The sequence below is a fragment of the Stappia sp. genome, assembly GCF_048268045.1.
In the GTDB taxonomy this organism is placed as follows: domain Bacteria; phylum Pseudomonadota; class Alphaproteobacteria; order Rhizobiales; family Stappiaceae; genus Stappia.
This window is the reverse complement of the sequence record NZ_JBLWWG010000010.1, coordinates 88,488-101,712: the sequence shown is the minus strand read 5'-3', so window position 1 is coordinate 101,712 and position 13,225 is coordinate 88,488. Positions and strand designations below refer to the sequence as shown.

General features: G+C 64.9%; 12 protein-coding genes. 8 read left to right on the top strand and 4 right to left on the bottom strand.

Going from position 1 to position 13,225, the window contains the following annotated elements; translation table 11 throughout:
- The first annotated feature begins 12 nt into the window (after positions 1-12).
- Together ACN0WF_RS16065 and ACN0WF_RS16060 are read left to right on the top strand one after the other, a co-directional pair.
- Positions 13-1,365 carry a DUF2157 domain-containing protein gene (locus ACN0WF_RS16065; RefSeq protein WP_417773840.1) on the top strand — a complete coding sequence of 451 codons (1,353 nt, stop codon included), beginning with the start codon at positions 13-15 and terminating at the stop codon, positions 1,363-1,365.
- Complete coding sequence (locus tag ACN0WF_RS16060; protein WP_417773789.1) at positions 1,362-1,931, top strand: GDYXXLXY domain-containing protein; 570 nt, start codon at positions 1,362-1,364, stop codon at positions 1,929-1,931. Before ACN0WF_RS16065 ends, ACN0WF_RS16060 begins: the two co-directional genes overlap by 4 nt.
- A 32-nt stretch (positions 1,932-1,963) precedes the next feature.
- Here the strand turns inward: ACN0WF_RS16060 and ACN0WF_RS16055 are convergent, their stop codons facing one another.
- Both ACN0WF_RS16055 and ACN0WF_RS16050 read right to left on the bottom strand, forming a co-directional pair.
- Positions 1,964-3,784, bottom strand: a complete 1,821-nt coding sequence (locus ACN0WF_RS16055; RefSeq protein ID WP_417773788.1) for an ABC-F family ATP-binding cassette domain-containing protein — start codon at positions 3,782-3,784, stop codon at positions 1,964-1,966.
- Between the two features lie 149 nt (positions 3,785-3,933).
- Positions 3,934-4,662, bottom strand: coding sequence for a FadR/GntR family transcriptional regulator (locus ACN0WF_RS16050; RefSeq protein WP_417773787.1), 729 nt, complete (start codon positions 4,660-4,662; stop codon positions 3,934-3,936).
- 264 nt (positions 4,663-4,926) lie between these two features.
- Between ACN0WF_RS16050 and ACN0WF_RS16045 the strand changes: the two genes are divergently transcribed.
- Entirely contained in the window at positions 4,927-5,646 is a 720-nt protein-coding gene (locus ACN0WF_RS16045) for a L,D-transpeptidase (protein ID WP_417773786.1), read from the top strand.
- Between the two features lie 101 nt (positions 5,647-5,747).
- Here the strand turns inward: ACN0WF_RS16045 and ACN0WF_RS16040 are convergent, their stop codons facing one another.
- The gene (locus tag ACN0WF_RS16040; RefSeq protein WP_417773785.1) at positions 5,748-6,449 is read right to left on the bottom strand and encodes a GntR family transcriptional regulator; all 702 of its coding nucleotides are present in this window, start codon (positions 6,447-6,449) and stop codon (positions 5,748-5,750) included.
- A gap of 184 nt (positions 6,450-6,633) precedes the next feature.
- Here ACN0WF_RS16040 and dctP point away from each other — a divergent pair, with 184 nt between their 5' ends.
- From dctP to ACN0WF_RS16015, 5 genes are all read left to right on the top strand, one after another.
- Positions 6,634-7,638 (top strand): TRAP transporter substrate-binding protein DctP, encoded by a 1,005-nt coding sequence (gene dctP, locus ACN0WF_RS16035; RefSeq protein ID WP_417773784.1) that lies wholly within the window; start codon positions 6,634-6,636, stop codon positions 7,636-7,638.
- A 155-nt stretch (positions 7,639-7,793) separates the two neighbouring features.
- Positions 7,794-8,282 (top strand): TRAP transporter small permease subunit, encoded by a 489-nt coding sequence (locus tag ACN0WF_RS16030; RefSeq protein WP_417773783.1) that lies wholly within the window; start codon positions 7,794-7,796, stop codon positions 8,280-8,282.
- Complete coding sequence (locus ACN0WF_RS16025) at positions 8,279-9,595, top strand: TRAP transporter large permease (RefSeq protein ID WP_417773782.1); 1,317 nt, start codon at positions 8,279-8,281, stop codon at positions 9,593-9,595. Before ACN0WF_RS16030 ends, ACN0WF_RS16025 begins: the two co-directional genes overlap by 4 nt.
- On the top strand, positions 9,592-10,983 hold the full coding sequence (locus ACN0WF_RS16020) for a malonyl-CoA decarboxylase (protein ID WP_417773781.1): 1,392 nt from the start codon (positions 9,592-9,594) through the stop codon (positions 10,981-10,983). The genes ACN0WF_RS16025 and ACN0WF_RS16020 overlap by 4 nt, the downstream gene beginning before the upstream one ends.
- Positions 10,980-12,503, top strand: coding sequence for a malonate--CoA ligase (locus tag ACN0WF_RS16015; RefSeq protein WP_417773780.1), 1,524 nt, complete (start codon positions 10,980-10,982; stop codon positions 12,501-12,503). The genes ACN0WF_RS16020 and ACN0WF_RS16015 overlap by 4 nt, the downstream gene beginning before the upstream one ends.
- A gap of 87 nt (positions 12,504-12,590) precedes the next feature.
- Here the strand turns inward: ACN0WF_RS16015 and ACN0WF_RS16010 are convergent, their stop codons facing one another.
- Positions 12,591-13,193 (bottom strand): rhodanese-like domain-containing protein, encoded by a 603-nt coding sequence (locus ACN0WF_RS16010; protein WP_417773779.1) that lies wholly within the window; start codon positions 13,191-13,193, stop codon positions 12,591-12,593.
- Positions 13,194-13,225 lie beyond the last annotated feature (32 nt).

Below are 13,225 nucleotides of genomic sequence, written 5' to 3'. Positions count from 1 at the left end.
GAGGGGCCCGTTATTTCGACATATAGCAAACGCCTGAGCACCGACCTCGCGCGCTGGGTCGACGAAGGATGGGTGGATGCGGAGGCGGCCAGCAAGATCCGCGCTGATCTTGCCACGCGACAGACGGGCGGATCTCGCCTGCCGTCGCTTCTGGGGGCCGTGGGCACGATTTGTCTGGCGCTCGCGCTTGCCGCCTTCGTTGCCTCGAACTGGCCGGCAATCCCGCGTCCGGTGAAGCTGGTCGGCATTGCCGCGTTGCTCCTGGGTGCGCATTGGCTGGCGGCCTTCGCCGCCTCGCGCGGCCGGCGGATCCTGGCCGATCTTCTCACGGTTTTTGCGACACTCGTCTTCGTCTGCGGCATGGCGCTCGTCGGGCAGATGTATCATCTGCCCTCCGACTGGTCGGGCGGGGCGCTGCTTGTGGCGTTCGGCGCGCTTGCAGCGGCCTGGGCCTGCGCCTCGCGCGGCAGCCTTGTCGTCGCCTCGATCGCGGCGACCTGCTGGCTGATCTGGATCGACGAGCATCCGCATCTGACGCTTCAGGCCGGCGGCATCGCGCTGGCGCTGCTTGGCGCCACCGGTCTTCATGTCGTCCGCCATCCCTCCTTTGCCGGCCGCTGGGCAGTGCTGTTTCAGGGGCTGGCGGTCTACGGCTGGCTCGTGCTTGCCACCGCAACGGACAGCAGCTGGTCCCAGGATACGGAATTCGTCGTGCTCGGCCTTCTGGCGCCGGTTGCGCTTGGTGCGCTGCTGACGCTTGCCGGGCGCGTCGGAGTGCAAGGTTTTCTGCCGCGCCGGCGTGAAGGAATGATCGGCGAGGTGTCCGCCTTCGCCGCCTCCGCGTCCTCCTTCGGCGTTTTGATTCTGGCCGGCGTCGTCTGCCTGACGCTGCTTCTCGCGCTCATCGACGAGTTCAACATGAGCGGCTTGATACTTCCCGCCATACCGTGGCCGGTCTGGGCGGCATTCGCGATAGCGGCCGCTGCCGCCGGTGCGTTGCTGTCGCACCGGGCAATCGAGAACCAGGCGTTCGCCGTCGTCGGAGCCGTCGCGCTCGCCGTGGCGGTGCCGTGGGTCTTTCTCTATATGCCTGATTTTCTGGTGTTGAACGGGGCAGCGACGTTTGCCGCCGCCATCGGGCTGACGGTTGTCGGCACGCTCATTTCCTCGCGCGCTTGGAGCGCCTTTGGCAATCTGGCCATCACCGTCTGTCTGTTGCTACTGCTCTACGAGACCGTGGGGTCGCTGCTCGACCAGTCGGTGTTCTTCCTCGTCGCGGGCACAGTTCTTGTCATCGCGGCATTCGTGATATCGCGACGCCTGCGCAAGCCCCGGGCCGCGGAAACGGGAGAGGAAAGCCAATGATCGCGAAAGATCGAAAGGAGCGCCGCCTCTCGCCGTGGATCCTCTGGAGCATTGCGGCGCTCGTGCAGCTCGCATTGATCGCTCTTCCGCTCGGAGAACGCCTTTTTGTTCACGCCATGGGGACGGAGGTGACGCTCGCGTTGCGTCCGGTCGACCCACGTGACCTGCTGCGCGGCGATTATGTGATCATCAATCTCGAAATCGAGCGGGTTGAACTGCCCGCCGACCGCCAGTCCCGCGGGACGCCTCAGGTGGGGGATACGGTCTGGACCTTGGTCGAGCCGGACGGGCAGGGCGTTTTTCGCGCCGTCGACGCCCTGTCCGAAGAGGCCCCTGCCGGCCGCATCGCTCTTCGTGGTGTCGTGCGCCGCGTTGCGGACGTCAGGACACTGATCGTCGACTACGGGATCGACGCGTTCTTCGTTCCGGAGGGCGCGGGGCTTGAGATCGAGCGAGCGGAACGCGACAGCGTGCGTCTGGTCGTGGCCGTCACGGCCGATGGGTCGTCTGCCCCGCTGCATCTCGTTTCGAACGGCGAGGTGCTGCTGAGCGACGGCGCCTTCTAGCCGACGACAGCAGCACAATGGCGGGCGGGCCTTTAGCCCGCCTCGCCTGCGGCCAGCATTTCCAGCTCGAGCCAGGCGTCCTCGGCCTCCGTCAGCCGTGTCTCGGCTGCAGCGAGAGAAGCCATCAGCCTCTCGAACCGCTTCGGGTCCTTGGCGAACATGTCCGGGTCCTCAAGTTCAGCTTGGATCTTCGCGATCTCCTTGCCGAGCTTCTCGATTTCGCCGGGCAGCGACTTGAGCTGATGCTGCTGGGTAAAGCTCAACGCGGACTTCTTTTTCTGCGGCACCTGCTTGGCCTCGCCGCCGTCCTTGCGCTTGTCCTCGGAGCCGCCACCGTTCGCGCGCTGCTTTCGCGCGGTCACGCCGGCGCCCCGCTGTGCCAGCATGTCGGTATATCCGCCTGCGTATTCCCGCCACAGGCCGTCGCCTTCGGCAAAGATCACCGAAGAGGCGACCCGGTCGAGGAAGTCTCGATCATGCGAGACCAGAAGCACGGTGCCTGGATAGTCGGACAGCATTTCCTGCAGGAGATCGAGCGTCTCAAGATCGAGGTCGTTGGTCGGCTCGTCGAGCACGAGAAGATTCGAGGCTCGGGCAAGGGCGCGCGCCAGCATCAGCCGACCGCGCTCTCCGCCCGACAGCGCCGAAACGGGTGTGCGCGCCTGCTCGGGAGAGAACAGAAAGTCCTTCATGTAGGAGACGACGTGACGCGGGCCGTCGGGCAGCATCACCGTGTCGCCGCCCGATCCGGTCAGGACCTCGGACACCGTGTCGTCGTCCTTCAGGGAGGCGCGCCCCTGATCCATGGTCACCATGGTAAGGCCCGTGCCGATGACCACCGATCCGGTGTCGGGTGCGAGCTCGCCGGTCAGCATTTTCAGCAGCGTCGTCTTGCCTGCACCATTGGCGCCGACAAGCCCGACCCTGTCGCCGCGCAGGATGCGTGCTGAGAAATCGCGAACCACCGGTCCGCCGCCGAAATCCTTCGAGATGCCGGTCGCCTCGATGACGCGCTTCCCGGACACCTCCGTCTCGCCGATGTTCAGCTTGACCGTTCCCTGGGGGCCGCGATGGTCCCGCTTCTGGGCACGCAGGTCGGCAAGTTCGCGCACACGGCGCATGTTGCGCTTGCGCCGAGCGGTGACGCCGTAGGTCATCCAGTGCTCTTCGCGCTTGATCTTCTGCGCGAGCTTTTGCTGGTCCCTTTCCTCCTGCTCGAACACCTCGTCCCGCCAGGCCTCGAAATGAGCGAACCCCTTGTCGAGACGACGCGCGACGCCGCGATCTATCCACACGGTGGCGCGAGTCAGGTCGGAGAGAAAGCGCCGATCATGGCTGATGAGCACAAGGGCGGACTTCATCGAGGAAAGCTCTCCCTCGAGCCATTCGATGGCCGGCAGGTCGAGGTGATTGGTCGGCTCGTCGAGAAGCAGGATGTCCGGCTCCGGGGCGAGCGTGCGCGCAAGCGCGGCGCGGCGCTTCTCGCCGCCGGAGAGAGACACCGGGTTTTCCTGACCAGTGAGGCCCAGAACCTCGAGCAGATATTGCGCCCGGTAGGGATCGTCGCCAGGGGCGAGACCCTCGGTGACGTAGTCGAGCACATTTGCGTGACCGGCGAGGTCCGGTTCCTGCGGCAGGTAGCGGATGGTGCGTCCCGGTTGCACGAAACGGTCGCCCGCGTCGGCCTCGATCAGGCCGGCGGCGATCTTGAGCAAGGTTGACTTGCCGCAGCCGTTGCGCCCGACAAGCCCGATGCGGTCACCTTCGCCGACCTGCAATTCGGCCGAGGTGAGAAGCGGCGTGCCGCCGAAGGTAAGGGCGATATCGCGGATGTGGAGCAGCGGAGGAGCCATGGAGTCCGTTTCGTGGTCGTGAAAGGCGAAAGGCCGCCGCCCCATCTTCGCGACGGGACGCGGCCACCGCGCGCATTGGTAGGAGAGGACGGGCCGGCAGACAAGCCGTGCGTCGCAGGCGCAAGGGATTCCCGCGCCGGTTTATGGCGTCAGGCGAGGGCGCGGGCCTTCGTCAGGATGGCCCGGGTCATGCCCATCAGTTGAGCCATGGCCGAGCGGGCGGCATCCGCGTCGCGCGCTTCGATCGCCTCGAGCACCCGTGCGTGCTCCTCAAGCGGCAGCCGCGCGGTGATCGTCGGGTCCGAGGTGATCTCGATCAGCGCCCGCAGCGCGTTCTCGATGCAGGCGCCAAGGCCGGAAATGAGCGCGTTGTCGCTTGCTGCAAGGATCAGGCGATGAAAGCGCACGTCGGCGTCGAGGGTGACCGGCGTGCGCGCACCGTCGGCACTGCCCATCGCCTCGAGCGCCTCGCGCATTTCCGCGATCTGCCGGGCGCTCGCGTGGTGCGCGGCGAGCGCGGCTGCTTCCGGCTCGACAAGATCCCGAACGGCAACGAGTTCGCCGAGGAACGTGTGCTGAGCCACCACCTTCCGCCGCCAGGTGAGCATGTCGCCGTCGAGAAAGTTCCAGTCCACCTGCGGGCGAACGCTGGTGCCGTGCTTCGGACGGGAAGCGATCAGGCCCTTGCCGACGAGCGTCTGCATCGCCTCGCGCAGGCAGGTGCGGCTGACGCCAAATTCCGCGAGAAGCTCTGCTTCGGTCGGCAGCGTCCTGGCGGACGGATAGGTCCCATCGAGGATGCGGATCGCGATGGTTTCCGCGACCGCGGACTTGAGCGTTGCACGTCGCGCGGTGCTGCCGGCAGGGCGAAAGGTCATGGTGTCGGGTGCCGTAAAGGGATCAGGGATGCAGCCTTTGGCCATCGCCCGCCACAAATCAAGCCCAACCGGCCAGCGGGCTCATGGATGCACGCAAGACGTGGGGTTTTCCGCCGCCGATGCGGTATCTCGGCAACAGCGGTGGGAGATCGCGCGTTGGATGCGCACTCGGCGCGGTCAGGCGTTTCGTCGCACTCGCACTTGTCGAAAGGATCGGCTAGAAGGGCAATTGGGCGAGGCGTTTTTTCTCTTGGAGCGATGTGCATGGGTTCCAATTCCGAGGATGGGTCCGGCAGTGCGGTGCTGACGCGCCGCAGTCTGATGGTCGGCTTGCCGATGCTGCTGGCAGCCTGCCAGTCGACAGGCGGCGCGACGACGGCGCTCACCGGCTCGTCCAGTAAACCTCCCCTTCCGGGCGAGGATTTCGACTACGCGGCCGCTTATGCCGCGCGCACGGATTATGATTTCAAGATCCCGGCGATCCCCTACAAGAAGTTCGACCGCAAGTACTGGCGCCAGGTCGTTGACTACAAGGGTGGTCAGCCGGCGGGAACCGTTGTGGTCGATCCCTATTCCAAGTTCCTGTACCTGACGCTTCCCGGCGGCAAGGCGTTGCGCTACGGCATCGGTGTCGGCAAGGCGGGTTTCGCATGGTCAGGCGACGCCAAGATCCGCGTCAAGCGCGTGTGGCCGCTCTGGCGCCCTCCGCGGGAGATGATTGCCCGCAATCCTGGCCTTGAGAAATACTGGAAGGACGGCTACCCGCGCGGTCCGCAGAACCCGCTCGGCGCGCGCGCCCTCGATCTTTGGCAGGGGAGCAAGGATACGCTCTACCGGATCCACGGTACCAAGGATCCGTCGAGCATCGGCCGCAGCGTGTCTTCCGGCTGCATCCGCATGTGGAACCAGGATGTGATGGACCTGTTCGAGCGCGTGCCGACGCACACCCGGGTCGTTGTCCTGAGCAAGGCCGGGTCCTCCTGATACGCTGGACCTGCTTTGCATGACGCCAAAGGCGCGGTCACCGGGAGTGGCCGCGCCTTTTTGCATTTCCGGCGGTTCGTTTGGCCGGGGATTTTGCGGGCTCAAGACCCGTCCGTACCATTGATACCGGTCTTGCCGGCTGCGGCGAGAGAGGCCACGAAGTCGTTGAAGCGCTCGCCCTGGATAAGGATGTGGGCACGCATGGCCGCTTCCGCACCGGCGGCGTCTCCGGCAAGAAGGGCGTCGACGATGGTCTGGTGCTCGGAAAAGGAATTGTGCACACGGTTGCGCACCCGCAGCTGGAGGCGACGATAGGGCTTCAGCCTGTTTTGCAATGCGCGTGCCTGTTCGGCCAGAAAGCCGTTGCCGCTCAAGCGGTAGATGGTGTGATGAAAGCGTTCGTTGGCGCCGAAATAGGCGTTGGGCTCGCCCGAGGCGGCGGCCGTCTCGCATGCCTCATGCACGGCGACGAGTTCCGCGCTTTCGGCTGGCGACATGCGCCGCGCAGCCAGTCGGCCGCACATGCCCTCGAGTTCCGCCATTACCTCGAACATCTCGATCAGTCCGGGAATGCCGATCTCGCGGACGAAGGCGCCGCGTCGGGGCCGGATCTCGATCAGACCGGAGGCGGAAAGCTCAATCAGTGCTTCGCGGATCGGTGTGCGCGAGACCGAGAAGCGGGTCGCGAGCGAGACTTCATCGAGACGGGTGCCGGGCGGGTAAACACCAACGGCAATGTCGTCCTCCAGCGCTTCGCGCAGTGCCTTTGCCGTTCTCGTGGCGGCTTTCGAAGGGGCGGTCATGGTATCCATGGGGCAAAGATATGCAACTCGATCTCTCTTGTATACAAAATCCGTTGACTTGGATACCTGCCGCATGGTTGCCTTGAGGAACGACCGGGGGAGAAGCGCGAAACACAGGCGCCGTTGCCGGACGAACGTTTCAACCCGGCGGTGGGAGATCGTCGGGTGTCGAAGGGAGGACGACATGCTGAAGACATTCACCAGGACTGCGCTTGCGCTGACGACTGCGCTCGCGCTTGCAATTCCCGCCGCCCAGGCGGCCGACGTGAAGCTCAAGGCCTCGCACCAGTGGCCGGGCGGCAAGGGCGACGTGCGCGACGAGATGGTCCAGATCCTTGCCCGCGAGGTCGCCAAGGCCGATGTCGGTGTCGAGATCGTGGTCTATCCGGGGCAGTCGCTGTTCAAGGCTCGCGAACAATGGGGTGCCATGACCAAGGGGCAGCTCGACATTTCGGCTTTCCCGCTCGACTACGCCTCAGGCCGCCATCCGCAATTCTCGGCGACGCTGATGCCGGGCCTCGTGCGCAACCACGACCGCGCCGCCCGTCTCAACAGCTCTCCGTTCATGGGTGACATCAAAAAGATTGTGAACGATGCCGGCGTGGTTGTCATTGCCGATGCCTGGCTTGCCGGCGGCTTCGCCTCCAAGAAGCAGTGCATCACCTCGCCTGAGAGCATGAAGGGACAGGTGACGCGCGCTGCGGGTCCGGCTTTCGAGCAGATGCTGGTCGGTGCCGGTGGCTCGATTGCCTCGATGCCGTCCTCGGAGATCTATACCGGCCTTCAGACCGGCGTTCTCGACGCCGCCAACACCTCGTCCGGGTCCTTCGTGTCCTACCGGCTCTACGAGCAGACAACCTGCCTGACGGCACCGGGCGCCAATGCCCTGTGGTTCATGTATGAGCCGATCCTGATGTCCAAGCGCAGCTGGGACAAGCTGAGCAAGGAACAGCAGGACGCGCTGATGGCGGCCGGGAAAGTGGCGGAGACCTATTTCGCTGCCGAGGCCAAGGGGCTCGACGACAAGATGATCAAGGCGTTCAAGGACGCCGGCGTCGAGGTCGTGGAAATGAGCCCGGAGAACTATGACGCCTGGCTCGCGATCGCCAAGGAGACTTCCTACAAGAACTTCTCCGAGAACGTGCCCGGTGGCGAGGAGCTCATCGCGAAGGCGCTGGCCGTTGATTGATCGAACGCGGGCCCCCGACGGCAACCCTCCCGTCGGGGGGCCGCATTCTTCCTGCATCGGCGCTCCGTCCGGAGCGCGTCCCGTCGCCGACCGGCGGCTTCCCTGCGGCGCGCCTTGAATCCGCCGGCGCGCGAACGAGCTGGAAGCAGATTTCGATGACAGCAGCGTATGTTTCTCTCATTTCGGCGATCTCGCGCCTGCTTGGCCTTGTCGCGATGTGCCTCACCGGGTCGGCTGCCCTGGTCGTGACCCACATGGTGATTGTTCGTTACTTCCTGAACGGGTCGACGGTCTGGCAGACCGAATATGTGATCTACTCGCTGGTCGCGGCGACCTTCCTCGGCTCGCCCTATGTGCTTCTGCACAAGGGGCACGTGAATGTCGACCTGCTCCAGCTTCAGGCTTCTCCGGGTCTCAGGCGGCTGATGCAGACGGTGTCAGGTCTTGTGGGCGTCGCCTTCTGCGCGCTTCTGGCCTGGTCGGGCTGGCTCTACCTGCACGAGGCGTGGGTCTATGACTGGACCACGGATTCAGTCGCGCGCATTCCGCTGTGGATCCCGCTTTTCCCGTTGCCGCTGGGTATCGGCGTGCTGGTGCTTCAGTACCTCGCCGAGATCATCAAGATCTACGGAGGCGTCGAATGACCCCGATGCTCTGGGGCGCGCTGGTTCTCGCCGCGCTGCTTGTCTTTCTCGCCATGGGCGTACCCATCGCTTTCGCGCTCGGCTTCGTTTCCATCGCCGTGCTCATCCTCGCCGACGGCTGGGGCAGTCTCAGCATACTCGGCGAAACCTTCTTCGGCGGGCTTGCCTCCTTCAGCCTCGTCTCGATCCCGATGTTCATCCTGATGGGTGCAGCGGTTGCCTCGTCGCCGGCAGGCAAGGATCTCTACGAGGCGCTCGATCGCTGGCTCAATCGGATTCCGGGTGGCTTGGTGCTCTCCAATCTGGGGGCATGCTCGATCTTTGCAGCGCTTTCCGGGTCGTCGCCGGCCACCTGCGCCGCCATCGGCAAGATGGGCATCCCGGAGATGACCAAGCGCGGCTATCCCAACGAGATCGCCGCCGGGTCCATCGCCGCCGGCGGCACGCTCGGCATCCTGATTCCGCCCTCCCTGACGATGATCGTCTACGGTATCGCCACGGAGACATCCATCGGCCGGCTGTTCCTGGCCGGGCTGCTGCCGGGCTTCATGCTGACCGTGCTGTTCATGGTCTGGACGATCTACGACTGTCACCGTCGCGGCGTCGGCCTCGATATGCTCGGCCGGCGCTTCTCCTTCCGAGAGCGCTTCGAGGTGCTGCCGCGAGTGCTGCCATTCCTGGCCATCATCGTGGCGATCCTCTACGTACTCTACGGCGGGCTCGCGACGCCATCGGAGGCGGCCGGCGTCGGGGCGTTGCTGTGTCTCGTCTTCGTCGCGGTGATCTACCGTCTGTTCCGTCCCTCGCTCTATGCCGGTCTCTTTCGCGACACGCTGAAGGAAAGCGTGATGATCATGATGATTATCGGCGCTTCCGAACTCTTCTCCTTCGCGCTGTCGTCGCTGTTCATCACTCAGACCATCGCCGGATGGATCGCAGCCCTCGACGTCAACCGCTGGGTGCTGATGGCGATCATCAACGCCTTCCTGCTCTTTGCGGGGTTCTTCCTTCCGCCGGTGGCGGTGATCCTGATGACGGCGCCGATCCTGCTGCCGATCATCATTCAGGCTGGGTTCGACCCCTATTGGTTCGCGGTTATCCTGACGATCAACATGGAAATCGGCTTGATCACGCCGCCGGTGGGGCTAAACCTGTATGTGATCAACGGGATCGCTCCGAATATCACCCTCGGGGAAGTCCTGCGCGGCTCGATGCCCTATGTGGGCTGCATGGTGGTCGGGATCCTTCTTCTCTGCCTCGTGCCCGAGATCGCGCTCTGGCTCCCGAATCTTCTGATGGGACCCGGCCAATGAGCAGTGGCAGTTTCTTCAATGACCTCCTGTCCTCGATCGCGGAGCAGGGGCGCCAGCTTCTCGATCTCAGGCGTGAGCGCACGCCAAGTGGCCACGGGCTTGGCGACCTGTGCGAGGCGCTCATCTCCGGGCGTGGCGAGGCCTCCGGCGTCGCGCTGGCCCGCGATGTGCTGACGAGCTACGCGACGCTCGTCCCCGAGGAGCGCAAGATATTCTTCGGCGAGCTTCACGCGCGGTTCGGCGTCGACGAGCAGCGTGTCGCCGAAGCCGCGCGCGCGGTGCTCGAGACCCCGGGCGATGATGCGCTTCTGCGCCAGCTTCACGCAGCTTCCGAGCCGCGCCGGCAGGAACTGATCCGGCGTCTCAACCTCTCACCCGGCGGCACCACGGCGCTGGTGCGGATGCGCAAGGACTTGCTCGCGATGACGCGCGAGATGCCGGAGCTGCGCGATGTCGACAAGGATTTCGAGCATCTGTTCTCGTCCTGGTTCAACCGTGGCTTTCTCGTCATGCAGCGGATCGACTGGTCGACTCCGGCCGCGATTCTTGAGCGGATTATCCGCTACGAGGCGGTGCACGAGATTCACGGCTGGGATGACCTGCGCCGGCGCATCGCGCTCGCCGACCGCCGGCTCTACGCATTCTTCCATCCCGCGCTCGTCGACGATCCGCTGATCTTTGTCGAAGTGGCGCTGCTGCGGGCGATTCCAGAGGCGATCCCGCCGATCCTTGCCGAGACGCGGCCTGAGTTGCCGGCGCATGAAGCGACAACAGCGGTCTTCTACTCGATCTCCAACTGCCAGGAGGGGCTGCGCGGCATTTCCTTCGGCAATTTCCTGATCAAGCAGGTGGTTGAGGAACTGCGCCGCGACCTGCCTAACCTGAAGACCTTCATCACCTTGTCGCCGATGCCGGGCTTCAGGACATGGCTATCCTCTGCGGTCACGGACGGGGAAGGGGTGGCGGTGAAGGCGTTGCCGGCCTCCTTCCGCGAGGCTCTGTCGGCGCCCGACGCGGACGCGGCCATCGCCGGCCTGCTCGCCGATGAGACGCAGGCCGAGGAACTGCGTGAGCCGCTGCGTGCGTTGGCCGCCCACTATCTCGTGCGCGAAAAGGGACGGGGCAATCGACCGCTCGATCCCGTCGCCAGGTTCCACCTCGGCAATGGCGCGCGTCTCGAGCGCGTCAACTGGGATGCCGATCCCTCCGCCAACGGCCGCCGCCAGTCCTTCGGCGTGATGGTCAACTATCTTTACGATCTCGGTGAGATCGAAAGGAACCACGAAGCCTTCGCGGCGACTGGTCACGTTGCCGCCTCCAGCGGCGTGTCCCGCCTCCTGAAGGCCGTGCCAGAACCAAGAAAACAGACACCGGACCCGGTTGCATGACACAGCAGAACCACCTTTTTTCTCAGATCCGCTCCGCCATCCGTGATGGCGACGCGCTGTTCCTGGAGACCCCGGACGGCACGCGTCTCACCTATGACGGGCTGATCGCGCGCTCCTCCGCCTTCGCCAATGCGCTGGTTGCCATGGGCGTCAAGCCTGGCGACCGGGTCGCGGTGCAGGTGGAAAAGACGCCCGAGGCCCTGATGCTCTATCTCGGCACGGTGCGTGCCGGTGGCGTCTTCCTGCCGCTCAACACCGCCTACACGCCGGCGGAAGTGGCGTATTTCGTCGGCGACGCCAAGCCGGCGCTGGTTGTCTGCGATCCGGCGCGCGCCGATGCCATCGGCCCCATTGCCGAACAGAGCGAAGCGCGTCTCGAAACGCTTGGTGCCGATGGCAAGGGCTCGCTGCGAGATGCCGCCGACGCGGCCTCCGAGACCTTCGAGGATGTCGCGCGCGGAGCGAACGACCTGGCCGCGATTCTCTACACTTCCGGCACGACGGGGCGCTCCAAGGGCGCAATGCTGTCTCACGAGAACCTTGCCTCCAACGCGCGGGTTCTGGTGAAGGAGTGGGAGTTCACATCCGACGACGTGCTCCTGCACGCGCTTCCGATCTTCCACACGCACGGTCTTTTCGTCGCCACCAATGTGACGCTGCTTGCCGGCGGCTCGCTGCTGTTTCTTGCGAAATTCGATCTTGCCGAGATCCTGCGGCTGATGCCGCGCGCAACGGCGCTGATGGGGGTGCCAACCTTCTATGCCCGCCTGCTCGGCAGCGACGCGTTCACCCGCGAGCTGGCTGCGCACATGCGTCTGTTCGTCTCCGGCTCGGCACCGCTTTCGGCAGAGGTTCACAAGGCTTTCAGCGCACGCACGGGACACGCCATTCTCGAGCGCTACGGCATGACCGAAACCAATATGAACACCTCGAACCCCTACCGGGGCGACCGGCGGCCGGGAACCGTCGGGTTCCCGCTGCCGGGCGTCGAGCTGCGCATCGCCGATCCGGAGACGGGCAAGGTGCTGGCGCAGGGCGAGGTCGGGGGCATCGAGGTGAAGGGCCCCAATGTCTTCCAGGGCTACTGGCAGATGCCGGAGAAGACCGCATCCGAGTTCCGGGTCGACGGCTTCTTCATCACCGGCGACATGGGCCGCGTCGATGAGCGCGGTTATGTCTCCATCGTCGGGCGGTCGAAGGACCTGATCATCACCGGTGGTTTCAATGTCTATCCGGCCGAGGTCGAGGCGGTGATCGACGAGATCGAGGGCGTGGCGGAAAGCGCGGTGATCGGTGTGCCCCATGCCGACTTCGGCGAAGCGGTCGTTGCCGTCGTCGCGCCCCACAAGGGCGCGAATCTCGATCCGGACCTGATCGTTGCACCGCTGGCCGACAGGCTCGCCAAATTCAAGCAGCCCAAGAAGGTCTATGTGGTCGACGAACTGCCGCGCAACACGATGGGCAAGATCCAGAAGAACGTGCTGCGGGATCGCTTCAAGGAGACGTTCTCCGCCGCCTGAGCGGTGCAGAGACAAAGGCGGACCTGAGAAAAGGGGCGGGGGCTTTGGGCACCTCGCCCTTTTTCGCATTGGCGAAACAAAATCGCCCTAGAACATGTTCTCGACGGTGGTCAGGCCGAGGACAATCCAGTCCTGCATGCCGCCGCGATAATAGTGGATCTTCTCGGGCGGAAAGCCCTCGCGAACCATCGCCTTGATGGCGGTGGGGCTCTGCGGGCAGGCGGGGCCGTTGCAGAAGGCGAAGACCTCCAGCGCCCCGGAACAGTCCCACTTGCCCTGTTCACCCGAGCAGCCGAGCTCATCGAGGCGCATCGCGACCTCGGTGTAGGGAATGTGGATCGAACCCGGAATGGTGGCCTTCACGCGCCATTCCGTCGTGCGCATGTCGACGACCCGGGCGTTTTCGTCGCCCAGCGCTGCGAGAACCTCCAGCTCGCCGGCGGGATGCACGCCTGGCACCGGAATGAGCGGCTGCAGCACACCGCCGATGAGCTGCATGTCGTTGCGCGTGCGGGTGATGTCGACCGGCCCGTCCTCGGTCTCGATCGTCACCGACGTGACGTCCGGCGTGATCTGCAGTGCATCCTCGGCGGAGGCCGGGGCAAATCCGGCCCCGAGCCAGAGCCCCAGCCCAAGGGCAAACAGGCAAGCGTTGTGCCGCGTGGGTGCGGGCATGCGGGTCGTCTTCATGAAATCATCCTCCCGAACGGGCCAATTCTGTC

Coding starts and splice junctions, on each gene's coding strand:
- ACN0WF_RS16060 (WP_417773789.1), top strand. CDS start 1,362: ATGATCGCGAAAGATCGAAAGGAGCGCCGCCTCTCGCCGTGGATCCTC.
- ACN0WF_RS16055 (WP_417773788.1), bottom strand. CDS start 3,784: ATGGCTCCTCCGCTGCTCCACATCCGCGATATCGCCCTTACCTTCGGC.
- ACN0WF_RS16050 (WP_417773787.1), bottom strand. CDS start 4,662: ATGACCTTTCGCCCTGCCGGCAGCACCGCGCGACGTGCAACGCTCAAG.
- ACN0WF_RS16045 (WP_417773786.1), top strand. CDS start 4,927: ATGGGTTCCAATTCCGAGGATGGGTCCGGCAGTGCGGTGCTGACGCGC.
- ACN0WF_RS16040 (WP_417773785.1), bottom strand. CDS start 6,449: ATGACCGCCCCTTCGAAAGCCGCCACGAGAACGGCAAAGGCACTGCGC.
- dctP (WP_417773784.1), top strand. CDS start 6,634: ATGCTGAAGACATTCACCAGGACTGCGCTTGCGCTGACGACTGCGCTC.
- ACN0WF_RS16030 (WP_417773783.1), top strand. CDS start 7,794: ATGACAGCAGCGTATGTTTCTCTCATTTCGGCGATCTCGCGCCTGCTT.
- ACN0WF_RS16025 (WP_417773782.1), top strand. CDS start 8,279: ATGACCCCGATGCTCTGGGGCGCGCTGGTTCTCGCCGCGCTGCTTGTC.
- ACN0WF_RS16020 (WP_417773781.1), top strand. CDS start 9,592: ATGAGCAGTGGCAGTTTCTTCAATGACCTCCTGTCCTCGATCGCGGAG.
- ACN0WF_RS16015 (WP_417773780.1), top strand. CDS start 10,980: ATGACACAGCAGAACCACCTTTTTTCTCAGATCCGCTCCGCCATCCGT.
- ACN0WF_RS16010 (WP_417773779.1), bottom strand. CDS start 13,193: ATGAAGACGACCCGCATGCCCGCACCCACGCGGCACAACGCTTGCCTG.